Below are 12,920 nucleotides of genomic sequence, written 5' to 3' on the forward strand. Positions count from 1 at the left end.
ATGTGGGCGGCTCAGCCGCCCACTGCTGCCTGTCTCTCGCCGGCGCGTTGCCGCGCGACATAGTCGCGAAAGCTGATGCATTCGACATCGGCCTTGACGCAGACTTCGCCGGCAAAGCGTTCCAGCGCGTTCCAGTAGGCGCCGTCATTCATCAGCGTGAAGTGGAAGCCGAGTTCCAACGGGATGCGCTTGCCCTGATATTGCCTGTCGAAGGCGGCGCGGAACGCTTGATAGGTGCGCTCAGTGAACTCGCCCGCCATGCTCGGCCGCTCGAAGCCGCCGGAATGGCGGACATAGAGATTGTAGTCCATGGCGATCACCGGTCTTGGCTTCGGGCCCTCCGGGATCTGCGGCAGTGAAAAGCGCGTGATGCCGTTGCTTGTCGGCGGCTGGGCCGGGCCTTTCGAGACGCCGCTGGCGTCGAACTGGAAGCCGGCCGCGGGCAGGGCCTCGTAAAGCGCCTTGTTCGCCGACAGATAGGGCGCGCGAAAGCCGACCACCGCATGCCGCGCGAAAGCGCGCCAGCCTGATGGCTCGGGCACAATGCCGTTGATCGAATAGGCATTCTCGAGGATGTGCTCGAACGAGCCGAACTCGGCGAGCCAGTCGGCCTTGCTCCAGCCCTTGCCGTCGAAATGACCGCAGCCATGGCTGCCTATGTCGTGGCCTTCCGAAGCGGCGAGCCGGATCTGCTCGAGCCGCTCGGCCACATCCTGCTTCGAGGCGGCAAAGCCGATATTCGATTTGCCGGCGCTCTTTCCGGGCGCGGTGTATTCCGTGCGCGTCTCCGGCGAGAGCAGGAAGACGCAGGACAGAAAATAGGTGAAATGGGCGCCGGTGCGCTCAGCCAGCGCCCGGCTGCGTTTCCATTGCGAAATGTCGCGGGCGCTGTCGAACGAGATGATGACGACCTGCTTCGGCTTTGCCGGCGCCAGTGCTGCCGGCGGATCGGCGAAAACCGTGCCGGCCGTTGCCAGCAAGGCGAGGGAAGACGCAACAACGCGGGACAGAGGAGGCATCGGCAAAGGTCTGGGTATCCGGAAGGTCGAGCACCGGCTAGCGGCGAAATGTGGCGCGGGTACGGTCACCCGCAGAGGTGCTCTTTGCCGCGCCTGGACCTCTATCCGCCGATTTTCCCGCCCAGCCCCTTCCATGCCGACAAAATTTCGCTAAAACGCGGGCTCAAGAAGCGCCCCCGGCCGGGGCAGCAATGGTTTTGATGATGTCGGACGACAGTTTTATCCGTGAAGTCAACGAAGAGATTCGTCGCGAAAAGGCGCATGCGCTGTGGGACCGCTTCGGCCCGGCCCTGCTTGTCCTTGCCATCCTGGTGGTGCTCGGCACCGCCGCCGTCGTCGGCTACCGCTATTGGGACGAGAGCCGCGCCAACCGTTCGGGCGATGCTTTCTCGCAGGCGCTGAAGCTCGCCAATGATGGCAAGAGCGACGAGGCGCTGGCTGCGCTCGATTCTCTGGAGAAGGACGGCTACGGCGCCTATCCGCTGCTTGCCCGCATGCGTGCCGCGACCGTCAAGGCCGACAAGGGCGATGTCGACGCCGCCGTCAAGGATTTCGACGACGTTGCCGCCGACACCGCCATTCCCTCGGGCATACGCGACATGGCCCGCCTCAGGGCGGCACTTTTGCTTGTCGACCACGGCTCCTTCGCCGACGTCTCCAGCCGCGTCGAGGCGCTGACATCTGACACCAACACGCTGCGCCACACCGCGCGCGAGGCGCTCGGCCTTGCCGCCTGGAAGGAAGGCAAGTCTCAGGACGCGCTGAAACTGTTCGACCAGATCGCCTCGGATGACGGCGCCCCGCGCAATGCGCGCCAGCGGGCGACGTTGATGTCCGAGCTGATCCGCGGGTCGGGCAGCGCGTCGTGATATAGCAACATGTGGCTAGATTGGATCGCTCTGCCAGGCTGGTTTGGGCCAAATCCTTCGGGCTTCAGCTCGGACGTAGCACCACTACGTCCGTCGCCAAATCCCTCGACCTTGTCCCAAACCATCTCCGGCAGAGCGATCCAATCTAGCCACATGTTGCTCTCATGAGCTTCAAAGTCGCCATCATCGGCCGGCCTAACGTCGGCAAATCGACTCTTTTCAATCGGCTGGTGGGAAAGAAGCTGGCGCTTGTCGACGACACGCCTGGCGTTACCCGCGATCGCCGTGTCCATGCGGCAAAGCTCTACGACCTGCATTTCGACGTCATCGACACTGCCGGTTTCGAGGATGCGGGCGCCTCGACGCTGCCGGGCCGCATGCGCGCGCAGACCGAGATCGCCATCCGCGAGGCCGATCTGATCTTCTTCACCATCGACGCCAAGTCCGGTCTGCTGCCTGACGACAGGACCTTCGCCGAAGTCGTGCGCAAATCCGGCAAGCCGGTCGTGCTGGTCGCCAACAAGGCCGAGGCGAAGGGCGCGCAGGGCGGCATGCTGGAAGCCTGGGAGCTTGGCCTGGGCGAGCCGATCCCGGTCTCGGCCGAGCATGGCCAGGGCATGCCCGATCTGCGCGACGCCGTGATCGCAGCCCTCGGCGAGGAGCGTGCTTTCGGCGAGGAAGAGGACGACGATGAGGAGGTGGCCGCCAGCGAAGTGCTGATCGGCGAGGACATTGCCGATCCGGACGCCGAGCCCGCCTATGACGACACCAAGCCGATGCGGATCGCTGTCGTCGGCCGCCCGAACGCCGGCAAGTCGACGCTGATCAACGCGCTGATCGGCGAGGAGCGGCTTTTGACCGGGCCGGAAGCCGGCATCACCCGCGATTCCATCTCCGTCGACTGGGACTGGCGCGGCCGCCGCCTGAAACTGTTCGACACCGCCGGCATGCGCCGCAAGGCCAGGATCCACGAAAAGCTGGAAGTGATGTCGGTGCAGGACGGCCTGCGTGCCATCCGTTTCGCCGAGATCGTTATCATCGTGCTCGACGCCACCATCCCTTTCGAGAAGCAGGATCTGCAGATCGCCGACCTGATCATCCGCGAAGGCCGCGCGCCGGTGATCGCCTTCAACAAATGGGACCTGATCGACAAGCCACAGGAACTCTTGGCGGAATTGCGCGAGAAGACCGAGCGGCTGCTGCCGCAGGCGCGCGGCATGCAGGCGGTGACCGTCTCGGCCGAGACCGGGCGCGGCCTCGACAAGCTGATGGATGCCGTCATCCGGACGCACAAGGTGTGGAACAGCCGCGTCTCGACCGGCAAGCTCAACCGCTGGCTGGAAGGCATCTTGGCGCATCATCCGCCGCCAGCCGTCGCCGGCCGCCGGCTGAAGATCAAGTATGTCACGCAGGCCAAGACCCGCCCGCCGGGCTTCGTCGTCTCCTGCTCGCGACCGGACGCGATGCCGCAATCCTACGTCCGCTACCTCTCGAACAGCCTGCGCGAAGCCTTCGACATGCCGGGCGTGCCGATCCGCATCGCCTTGCGCACCTCGGACAATCCCTTCGCCGGCAGGGCGAAGAAGCGCTGAGCCGTCGGCTCTCGGGGCATTGCTGCCTTAAGCCACGTTCCTCAGGCCTTCATCCGCCTCAGCACGGCGCCATGGTCCTGCGCGTCTGGAGCGGCCGCTTCACCGACCACCACCGCAACCGCCGCCCGTTCCTGCGGTTCTGCAGCGCCTTGAGCTCGCTTACCTTCGCCACCCTTGGCCTGCTGGTCCTGGCGGCAGCCGCCACCCCTGGCTGGCAGCCCGTGCTGATGCCGGCCGTCGCGGTGGTGCTGGTCGTTGCCGGCATCTCGGTTTCCGCCTGGCATGGTGTCGCCTATACCGAGCTCGCCACGCTTGCCGGCGCCAGCCGTGCCGGAACGGCGCTCGGCCTCGCCAACAGCTTCGTCTTCATCGCCTTCTTCCTGGTGCCGGCGGGCATTCCGGGATTGCTGCTGCTCTCGTCATGGGCGGGCGTATGGCTGGCGGCGGCCGCCTGCGCGCTGATCGCCCGGCCGATCTTTCTCCGGCCGGCCTGATTTCCCGCCTGGTTGAGGGGCGCTGGAAACGTCCCTTTTCGGATCAACATCAAAAAAACACGATCGAACCCGTTAACGCCCCATCAAGGTTAATGCATCATTTTGGCTCTCCAGAGGGTCAGTTGCGTTTCTGGAGAGTTCCGTGCATCGACGTGTCTTGAAACGGCTGGCCGCCGTCGCCGGTGAGAAAAAGCGTTCGTTCCTGTCTCCGCTGGTCATCGGTCTCGGCATCTGGGTCGGCTTTCCGACCGTCATTGCCTATCAGGACATGACCAGCCTGGTCTCCGGCCTGGAGAAGCCGAACGCCCGCTGGAACGCCTATGTCGAGAAATCCGTCGCCGGTTCTGTGCACGCCGCCGAAATGCCGTTCGTTGATTCCGTCTCCACCGGCTCGATCTCCGGGTCGGGCGTAAAGTTGCCCGGCATCGGCAGCGTATCGTTTCGCGGCAGGGGCAATGTGGCCGGCACGACGCCAGACGAGGATCGTATCGCGCGCGCCGACAAGAAGGGCCGCATCGTCCAGATCTCGCCGGTGGCGCCGCCGAAGAACTTCAACGCCGGCTCGATCTTCGAACGTACCTCCTCGCTGCTGCGCCCGAGCATGGACAGTGGCCTGAAGCTCGCCTTCGCCAAGCCCGGCATCAAGGGCAAGGAAATCCAGATCGCCCAGGCCTTCCACATCCGTGAGGACAAGAAGCCCGATCCCGGCGTTCCCGCCATGCTGGCGGCTCTCGTCAACAACGACAAACCGGACGTACTGGCCACCGCCTACGCGCAGGCCGAACCCGACTACGCCAAGGCCTCGCCCTTCGAGGCCTTGCTGCAGGACGAACAGCCGAACAACGGCCGCTTCATCCCGCCGATGAGCAAGGGCGATCATTCGTGGATCCAGAACCCGCTGCCGGCCAGCGTCTTTTCCAAGCCGGAGCAGGCATGCCTTGCCAACGGCATCTACTTCGAGGCGCGCGGCGAAACCGTACGCGGCCAGGCCGCCGTCGCCCAGGTCATCCTCAATCGCGTCCGCAACCCGGCCTATCCGAATTCGATCTGCGGCGTCGTCTACCAGAACGACCACTGGTACAATCGCTGCCAGTTCTCCTTCGCCTGCGACGGCCGCAAGAAGCGCATCAACAATCCTGTCGCCTACAAGACCGCCCAGGATGTCGCCATGGCCGTCACCGCCGGCAAGATCTTCATTCCGGAAGTCGGCTCCTCGACCCATTATTACGCCAACTATGTCCACCCGGGCTGGGCGCGCACGATGAAGAAGATGACCAAAATCGGCCTGCATATCTTCTATCGCACCTATGGCGGCGGCTGGAGCTGAGTATTCCCTGAACAGGCGTTCGCGGCGAGCCGGAGAGGCTTCAAGACCCGGCAGCCAAAGACCCGTCGCCGCAAGGATTCGGCAGGCACATGCCCGCAACTGCGGTGGGCACGATGTCGCACCTAAATAAGTGGTTGATTTAACTGGGAAAAATACATCACATTGAAGTTCGGCCCGTGGCTTGACGGGCGCGGACCCTCTAACTATGTTGCCGGCGACTTTGGTAGCGGACGGACGGCGACGATCTGACCGGGCAGGGGGGTTGCGATGGCCGAGAAAAACGGGCCAAACGGAACCGGAGAAACCGGCCGCGGCAAACAGCACGAAGCCGACATCCGCGACGACGATCTTGAGCGCCGCCGGCGCGATCTTGAAGCATCGCTTGCGACAAGACGGCCGGACCGGCTCGAGGGGAAAGACGACGCGAAAACGGGCAGCGTGGCCGGATACGGCCAGGCGCTCAAACTATCCAGCGAGTTCATCGCCGGCATAGTGGTGGGCGTCGGCCTTGGCTGGTTCTTGGACCGTCTGGCGGGTACATCGCCATGGGGTCTGATCGTCGGCCTGCTGCTGGGTTTTGGCGCCGGCGTGCTCAATGTCCTGCGCTCGGCGGGACTGGTGGCGGAATTCGGACAGCGCGACAAAACGCGCGATCCGAAAGACTAGGACGAGGCGCTGTCAAAGGCGCGAAACAGGACACTGAAGCCGCACGCGGCTTTGACGGGGATGTAAAGTGGCTGCTGACAAGGTCGATCCGATCCACCAGTTCCATATCGTCAAGCTGATTCCAATCAACATCGGCGGCTACGACCTTTCCTTCACCAATTCGGCGCTGTTCATGGTCGCGACGGTCGCCGTCGCATCGGCCTTTCTTTACCTTTCGACTTCGAGCCGCAGCCTGGTTCCCGGCCGTCTACAGTCGGTCTCGGAAATGGCCTACGAGTTCGTCTCGAACATGTTGCGGGATGCAGCCGGAACCCAAGGCATGAAGTTCTTCCCCTTCGTGTTTTCGCTGTTCATGTTCGTGCTGGTCGCCAACCTGCTCGGCCTGTTTCCTTATTTCTTCACCGTCACCAGCCACATCATCGTCACCTTTGGCCTCGCGGCGCTGGTGATCGGAACCGTCATCGTCTACGGCTTCATGAAGCACGGTCTGGGCTTCCTCAAGCTGTTCGTGCCGAAAGGCGTGCCCGTCGTGATGATGTTGCTTGTCGTTCCGATCGAGGTGATTTCCTTTGTCTCGCGCCCGGTCAGCCTATCGGTTCGTCTGTTCGCCAACATGCTTGCCGGTCACATCACCCTGAAGGTGTTCTCTGGGTTTGTCGTCAGCCTGAGCGCGCTCGGCGCGCTCGGCATTGCGGGCTCGATCCTGCCGCTGGCGATGGCGGTGGCGCTGACGGCTCTGGAACTGCTCGTGGCGCTCTTGCAGGCATATGTGTTCGCCGTGCTGACCTGCATGTACCTGAACGATGCGCTGCATCCTTCGCACTAGATAGAGTTTCCGGCATTGCCGCCGGATGGAAATGCAACGGAATTATAGATCCAAAGGAGTTTGAAATGGACGCAGAAGCAGCAAAGTACATCGGCGCTGGTATCGCTTGCCTGGGCATGGGCGGCGCGGGCATTGGCCTCGGCAACATCTTCGGCAGCTACCTGGCGGGCGCCCTGCGCAACCCGTCGGCCGCCGATGGCCAGTTCGGCCGCCTGATCTTCGGCTTCGCCGTGACCGAAGCTCTGGGCATCTTCTCCCTTCTCATCGCGCTTCTGGCCCTGTTCGGCTGAGCACTCGGGAAGATTGGGCAGGCCGGCCGCAATCCTGCGGTCAAGCCTGATATCAGGGGATAGCCCATGTTCGTGACATCTGCCTTTGCAGAAGAGTCAGCGCCGGCTGCCGAAGGCACTGCCGGTGCGGGAGCCGAAACGCATGCCGGCACCGCGGTGCCCGGAGAGGCGCACGGCACCTTCCCGCCATTCGATCCGGCGACGTTCCCGTCGCAGCTTCTGTGGCTGGCGATCACCTTCGGGCTGTTCTACCTGTTCCTGAAGCGGGTGGTGATGCCGCGCCTTGGCGGCATCATCGATGTCCGCAACGACCGCATCACGCAGGACCTCGACCACGCCGCCAAGCTGAAGGGCGAGGCCGACGCCGCCGTTGCCGCTTACGAGCAGGAACTGGCGGAAGCCAAGACCAAGGCCAACGTGATCGGCCAGCAGGCCAACGACGCCGCCAAGGCTGAGGCCGACACCGCCCGCAAGAAGGTCGAGGCCGCCCTCGACAAGAAGCTCGGCGAGGCCGAAGCCAGCATCGCTTCCATCAAGGCCAACGCCATGAAGGAAGTCGGCTCGATCGCCGAAGACACGGCTTCGGCCATCGTCGAGGCGCTTGTCGGCGGCAAGGCCAGCAAGGCCGAGATCGCGGCCGCGGTCAAATCCGTGGCCCGGTGAGGAGCGCATCATGGACGCCACATCTCTCGCGACACTCTGGGCCACGGTTGCCCTGATCATCTTCCTCGGCGTTGCCGTCTACATCAAGGTGCCGGGCCTGATCGCCAAGGCGCTTGACGCCCGCGCCGCCAAGATCAGCAATGAGCTCGAGGAAGCCCGCCGGTTGCGCGAAGAGGCCCAGCAGCTGCTTGGCCAGTATCAGAAGAAGCGCAAGGAAGCCGAGCAGGAGGCCGCCGACATCGTCGCCGCCGCCAAGCGCGAGGCCGACCTGCTTGCCGCCGAGGCGCACAAGAAGACCGAGGACTATGTCGCGCGCCGCACCGCGCTGGCCGAGCAGAAGATCGGCCAGGCCGAGCGCGAGGCAGTCGCCGAAGTGCGCGCCAGCGCCGTCGACATCGCCGTCGAGGCAGCACGTGCGCTGCTTGCCGGCAAGATCGACGCCAAGGCCGGCGCCGACCTGTTCAAGGCCTCGCTGCAGGACGTGAAGGCCAAGCTGAATTAGGCGATAGCGTTCACAGGACTATCGAAAGCCGCCCGGGCAACTTGGCGGCTTTTTGTTATGCGGGGATAATCTCCCCTCTCGAGGGGGGAGATGTCGCCGAAGGCGACAGAGGGGGTCGGTACGTCCTGGCGCGACGCCCTATGCGACGAAAGAAAAGGTTGGCGCTTCACGCGCGGCGACCCCCTCTGGCCTGCCGGCCCCCCTCAAGGGGCCTCAAGGGGGGGAGATTAGCTGTCGCCGCTGCTTCCGCCAATCTTCGTGGAATACCGCCCAACCGCTCAATCGAGCCCGGCCAGCCCCTCTTCTTCAGCCACCTCAGCGCCGCCCAACCTGAACGGCGCGAACGATACGCGGTGGAGCCGCGCCACCGGGCCGTGTGCTTCGATCGCCGTGCGATGGCGGGCCGTGGCATAGCCCATATGGACCTCGAAGCCGTAGCGGTCGTGGTGGTTGCCGCAGCCGCACATCATGCGGTCCCGCATCACCTTGGCGACGATCGAGGCGGCGGCGATCGACTGCGAGCGCTGGTCGCCCTTGATCAGCGCGCGCCCGGCGCAGGTGAGGCCCGGCGGCACGTCGCGGCCGTCGGCCAGTGCCAGCTTCGGCTGCACGGAAAGACCGGCGACCGCGCGGCGCATCGCCTCCAGGCTGGCCTTGAGGATATTGCTGCCGTCGATGCCTTCGGCGCTGATCGAGGCCATCGAGACGGCTACGGCGGATCCGAGAATCCTGGCGAACAGCGCCTCCCGCTGCAGGTGCGTCAGGCGCTTGGAATCGTCGAGCCCTTCCGGGATGTTGGCTGGATTGAGCACCACCGCCGCCGCGACGACCGGCCCGGCCAGCGGTCCGCGACCGGCCTCGTCCATCCCCGCCACCGGCCACAGGCCTTCGGCCATCGCCTTCGTCTCGAAGGAGAAATCGGGCTTCTCGACGATTTCGAAAAGAAGCGGAGAATCGGAACGCGCGCGAGCCATGTTGCGGCGAGGTTCGCATCGGCTCCGATTCTCCGCAAGTCCCTCCGGGTCGGGGTGGGGCGCCGGACCGGGAGGGCACCGTCTGCAGGCCGGGGGGACATGGCCGGACGGATTCTTTTCTCATGCACCGGCCGGCGAAGGCCGGTGCCAGATCTTCCTTAAAGCAGCGTCAACTGCTCCGTGGCATTGGCCGCGGCGACGAACTGGTCGATCCTGAGCGTCCGCCGCTCCGCGTTGAGGCCGAGCCGCTTGGCGGTGATCTCGAAGCGGCGGCCAATCTGCCAGGCATAGGGTCCGGCGCCCTTCATGCGCTTGCCCCATTCCGAATCGTAGTCCTTGCCGTCGCGCATCGAACGGATCAGCGACATCACGTGCCGGTAGCGGTCGGGATAGTGGCGCAGCAGCCAGTCCTTGAAGATCGGCGCCACCTCCAGCGGCAGGCGAAGGATGACATAGCCGGCCTCTCGCGCGCCGGCGGCGCGTGCCGAATCGAGGATGCGCTCCATCTCCGGATCGGTCAGGCCGGGTATGATCGGTGCGACCATGACGGAGGCCGGAATGCCGGCGTCCGAAAGCTGCCGGATCGCCTCGAGCCGTTTGGTCGGCGTCGACGCGCGTGGTTCCATGGTGCGCGCCAGCATGCGGTCGAGCGTCGTCACCGACAACGCCACCTTGGCCAGGCCCCGTTCGGCCATGCGCGACAGTATGTCGATGTCGCGCGTCACCAGCGCCGACTTGGTGACGATGCCGACCGGGTGGCCGCGGGCTTCCAGCACTTCGAGGATCTCGCGCATGATCCGGTACTGTTTCTCGATCGGCTGGTAGGGATCGGTGTTGGTGCCGATAGCGATGGTACGCGGCTGGTAGCCGGGCTTCGACAATTCCTTGTCGAGCATCCGTGCCGCGTCGGGCTTGGCGAACAGCTTCGATTCGAAATCCAGCCCCGGAGACAGGCCCATGAAGGCGTGCGTCGGCCTGGCGAAACAATAGACACAGCCATGCTCGCAGCCGCGGTATGGGTTGATCGAGCGGTCGAAGGAAATGTCGGGCGACTCGTTGCGGGTGATGATGGTGCGCGGCTTCTCGACCTGCACCTCGGTCTTGAAGGGCGGCAGTTCCTCCAGCGAGTTCCAGCCGTCATCGAAGACATGCCGGCTGACCGGCTCGAAGCGGCCGGACGGATTGATCCCGGCGGAGCGGCCGCGATTGCGGTCCGGCCGCACGCGCATGCCGCTCTGTTCGATCATTGCATTCGCCATCTCGGCTCTCCCGGCCCCGAAGGCTGCAATGTCGGCACGCACGATCTGTTCCATTTTCGCCCTCTCCCAGGGACTGTCGGCAGGCTGTCGAATCGCTCTGTTCATGAAACTATTCCTATTTTGCCGATGAGAACAAAGCAAGAACTTTTTATGCCGCGATGCAAAAACTGGCGCGGCCTGCGGCTTTCCGCTATTCGGCTAACCATGCTCAGCGTTCTCATCGAAACCATGAACGACGAAGAGGGCCTTGCCCGCACGCTCGCCTCGCTGATCGGCGGCGCGGTCGAGGGCGTGGTGCGCGATGTCATCGTCTGCGACAACGGCTCTACCGACCAGACGCACCGTGTCGCCGAGCATGCCGGCTGCCACTATGTCGCCGGCGGCATCGCGGCCGGTATCAGGCAAGCCAAGGGCGACTGGCTGCTGTTGCTGGAGCCCGGCGCGCGGCTTTCGGAAGGTTGGATAGACGAGCTTGTCGCCCACACCGCGAGGCAAACCATGCCGGCGCGGTTTGCACGGGCGCGTGGCAGCCGCACGCCGTTCCTGGCACGCGTCTTTTCGGGCAACCGGGCATTGGCCGAGGGGCTGGTGATCAGCAAACGCCAGGCCGCCGCCCTGTCGAAAGGCGCCCGCAGCGCCGAGGCCATTGCGCGCGGCCTTGCGACCAGGAGGCTCGACGCGGAGATCTGGGTCGCGCCGTCGAAGTGAGGCTCTTTTGCCCCGCCTTCGCGAACGGACGGAGCTTCACCCGTTCCACGGCCAAATGAATTTTATTGCAGTTGCGTTGTCTATTGTGCATTGCACAAAAGATGACGCGAGGGTAGCATTCCCTTACGCGGGACAATCGGGTTTGGGTAATGCCGGAGCGGTGAGCAACTGACGCTGCGTCGGCGCCGCATTCATACCCGAGGACCCGATGACCTTTACAAGCCCTGACAAATCCGGCGCCGCCAGCTTGGAGGCAATTGCGCGAAATGGCAGCATGTTGCGCCGCATGGCCGCACGCATCCCGACCTATCTGACCGACCTTCGCGAGAATCCCGCCTGGCTGCCGATGTTTGTTCTCGCCCGCACCATGCCGGGGCGGCGGCTGCACTGGCTTGGTGCCAAACAGGCCAAGCCGGCACGCAACGCAGGTACCATGTTTACCGGCGTCGACCGCGCCGCGGCCGTCGCAGCGCTCAAGTCGGACGGGCTGTTTTCAGGGCTGGTGCTGCCGCAGTCCATTCACGAGGAAATCGCCAACTTCGCCGAGCGCACGCCGTGCTTCGGCAATTTCGACCGTCGTCTCGAGTTCATGCCAGGCGAGCATGCCGAGGCCGAAAAGGGTTTTGGCCGCCCGTTGCTCAGCGGCCATTTTTTCGAACGCATCCTCGATTGCGATGCCGCGTTGGCCATTCAGCACGACCCGCTGCTGATTGATATCGCCGCGCACTATCTCGGCGGCCAGGCGAAATTGATCACGACGCGCGTCTGGTGGAGCTTTCCGACCGGTGCGGCCTCGGAGGCCGACAAGAACCTGGCGTCGCTCGGCAAATACCACTTCGACCTCGACGACTGGCGGATGCTGAAATTCTTCTTCTACCTCAAGCCCGTCGACGAGGGCACCGGTCCGCATGTCTATGTCCGCGGCAGCCACAAGCGCCGCGCCCTCAAGCATCAGCTGACGCTGCTCGTCGGCCATCCGGCGCAGGACGTGCTCGGCGTCTACGGCGACGACAGCCCGGTGACGCTGACCGGCGAAGCCGGCCTCGGCTTCGTCGAGGATCCGTTCGGCTTCCATATGGGCACCGTGCCGACGCGCACGCCGCGGCTGATGATGGAAGTCGGTTTCGGCGTCTCGGCGCCGTCGCGCCGTCGCTTCCACGGCGAGCCGGTCATCCGCTGAAACGCATCTCGACCGGCATCCAGCGCGAGCGCCGCCGGGCGAGGCGGCTCTCCCTGCTTTCGGTATCGAAATTCACGGCGACAGGCTCACGGCTGAATTGCATCCGGTCGTCCAGCGCATTGATGTTGGCGATAGCCCTTGCGCCTTCGCCATCTCCGGCGACAGCCGCGACATAGACGCCGCATTCCCGGCAGACCAGGTAATCAGCGGTCCGCAGTCCGAACTGGTATTTCCGCAGCCGCTCTTCGTCCTGCACCAGAATGATCAGCCTGCCGGCCGGATCGGCGGCAGCGCGCGATCCATGTCTGGTGCAGAACGAGCATTGGCAAGCGCGAACCTCGATTTGCGGCGGCTCGATCTCGGTTTCGAATGTCAGGTGTATATTGCCGCAATGGCAGCCGCCGGCATGTCGGTTCATCGCATGTCTCGCTCACGAAGATCGTGGCGCAGAATATTTTTCCAGCGTCCGGTTGGGAATGGCGCTTCGAAGGCGCAAACGCTGTTCTGCCTGGCAAAGCCAAAGTCGCTGCGGCGAAATGCCTGCGACCTGG

General features: G+C 64.3%; 15 protein-coding genes. 11 read left to right on the forward strand and 4 right to left on the reverse strand.

Annotated elements, in window-relative coordinates:
• Positions 1-11: 11 nt before the first annotated feature.
• Entirely contained in the window at positions 12-1,019 is a 1,008-nt protein-coding gene (locus ACSQ3Z_RS12080; RefSeq protein WP_436171493.1) for a polysaccharide deacetylase family protein, read from the reverse strand.
• 203 nt (positions 1,020-1,222) lie between these two features.
• Here ACSQ3Z_RS12080 and ACSQ3Z_RS12085 point away from each other — a divergent pair, with 203 nt between their 5' ends.
• The 9 genes from ACSQ3Z_RS12085 to ACSQ3Z_RS12125 all read left to right on the forward strand — a co-directional run bounded on the left by ACSQ3Z_RS12085 (position 1,223) and on the right by ACSQ3Z_RS12125 (position 8,248).
• Entirely contained in the window at positions 1,223-1,888 is a 666-nt protein-coding gene (locus tag ACSQ3Z_RS12085) for a tetratricopeptide repeat protein (RefSeq protein WP_436171905.1), read from the forward strand.
• Between the two features lie 164 nt (positions 1,889-2,052).
• Positions 2,053-3,480: a ribosome biogenesis GTPase Der gene (gene der / locus ACSQ3Z_RS12090; protein WP_436171494.1), complete on the forward strand. Its 1,428-nt coding sequence runs from the start codon at positions 2,053-2,055 to the stop codon at positions 3,478-3,480.
• Positions 3,481-3,551: 71 nt separating this feature from the next.
• Complete coding sequence (locus ACSQ3Z_RS12095; protein ID WP_436171495.1) at positions 3,552-3,974, forward strand: hypothetical protein; 423 nt, start codon at positions 3,552-3,554, stop codon at positions 3,972-3,974.
• Positions 3,975-4,116: 142 nt separating this feature from the next.
• Positions 4,117-5,301 carry a cell wall hydrolase gene (locus ACSQ3Z_RS12100; protein WP_436171496.1) on the forward strand — a complete coding sequence of 395 codons (1,185 nt, stop codon included), beginning with the start codon at positions 4,117-4,119 and terminating at the stop codon, positions 5,299-5,301.
• Positions 5,302-5,568: 267 nt separating this feature from the next.
• A complete protein-coding gene (locus ACSQ3Z_RS12105) occupies positions 5,569-5,967 on the forward strand; it encodes an AtpZ/AtpI family protein (protein WP_436171497.1) in 399 nt (132 codons plus the stop codon).
• 67 nt (positions 5,968-6,034) lie between these two features.
• A complete protein-coding gene (locus ACSQ3Z_RS12110) occupies positions 6,035-6,793 on the forward strand; it encodes a F0F1 ATP synthase subunit A (RefSeq protein WP_436171498.1) in 759 nt (252 codons plus the stop codon).
• Between the two features lie 65 nt (positions 6,794-6,858).
• The gene (locus ACSQ3Z_RS12115) at positions 6,859-7,083 is read left to right on the forward strand and encodes a F0F1 ATP synthase subunit C (protein ID WP_006206606.1); all 225 of its coding nucleotides are present in this window, start codon (positions 6,859-6,861) and stop codon (positions 7,081-7,083) included.
• Between the two features lie 66 nt (positions 7,084-7,149).
• Positions 7,150-7,746 carry a F0F1 ATP synthase subunit B gene (locus tag ACSQ3Z_RS12120; protein ID WP_436171499.1) on the forward strand — a complete coding sequence of 199 codons (597 nt, stop codon included), beginning with the start codon at positions 7,150-7,152 and terminating at the stop codon, positions 7,744-7,746.
• Positions 7,747-7,756: 10 nt separating this feature from the next.
• Complete coding sequence (locus tag ACSQ3Z_RS12125) at positions 7,757-8,248, forward strand: F0F1 ATP synthase subunit B (protein ID WP_436171500.1); 492 nt, start codon at positions 7,757-7,759, stop codon at positions 8,246-8,248.
• Between the two features lie 278 nt (positions 8,249-8,526).
• Here the strand turns inward: ACSQ3Z_RS12125 and ACSQ3Z_RS12130 are convergent, their stop codons facing one another.
• Both ACSQ3Z_RS12130 and ACSQ3Z_RS12135 read right to left on the reverse strand, forming a co-directional pair.
• Positions 8,527-9,222 (reverse strand): ribonuclease HII, encoded by a 696-nt coding sequence (locus ACSQ3Z_RS12130; RefSeq protein WP_436171501.1) that lies wholly within the window; start codon positions 9,220-9,222, stop codon positions 8,527-8,529.
• A 158-nt stretch (positions 9,223-9,380) separates the two neighbouring features.
• The gene (locus ACSQ3Z_RS12135) at positions 9,381-10,535 is read right to left on the reverse strand and encodes a PA0069 family radical SAM protein (protein WP_436171502.1); all 1,155 of its coding nucleotides are present in this window, start codon (positions 10,533-10,535) and stop codon (positions 9,381-9,383) included.
• A 150-nt stretch (positions 10,536-10,685) separates the two neighbouring features.
• Here ACSQ3Z_RS12135 and ACSQ3Z_RS12140 point away from each other — a divergent pair, with 150 nt between their 5' ends.
• Both ACSQ3Z_RS12140 and ACSQ3Z_RS12145 read left to right on the forward strand, forming a co-directional pair.
• The gene (locus ACSQ3Z_RS12140) at positions 10,686-11,189 is read left to right on the forward strand and encodes a glycosyltransferase family 2 protein (protein ID WP_436171503.1); all 504 of its coding nucleotides are present in this window, start codon (positions 10,686-10,688) and stop codon (positions 11,187-11,189) included.
• A gap of 208 nt (positions 11,190-11,397) precedes the next feature.
• The gene (locus tag ACSQ3Z_RS12145; protein ID WP_436171504.1) at positions 11,398-12,369 is read left to right on the forward strand and encodes a hypothetical protein; all 972 of its coding nucleotides are present in this window, start codon (positions 11,398-11,400) and stop codon (positions 12,367-12,369) included.
• Here ACSQ3Z_RS12145 and ACSQ3Z_RS12150 read toward each other — a convergent pair.
• The gene (locus ACSQ3Z_RS12150) at positions 12,359-12,787 is read right to left on the reverse strand and encodes a GFA family protein (RefSeq protein ID WP_436171505.1); all 429 of its coding nucleotides are present in this window, start codon (positions 12,785-12,787) and stop codon (positions 12,359-12,361) included. The two genes, ACSQ3Z_RS12145 and ACSQ3Z_RS12150, sit on opposite strands and share 11 nt — an antisense overlap.
• Positions 12,788-12,920 lie beyond the last annotated feature (133 nt).

The sequence above is a fragment of the Mesorhizobium sp. LjNodule214 genome (assembly GCF_964252735.1).
GTDB lineage: Bacteria > Pseudomonadota > Alphaproteobacteria > Rhizobiales > Rhizobiaceae > Mesorhizobium.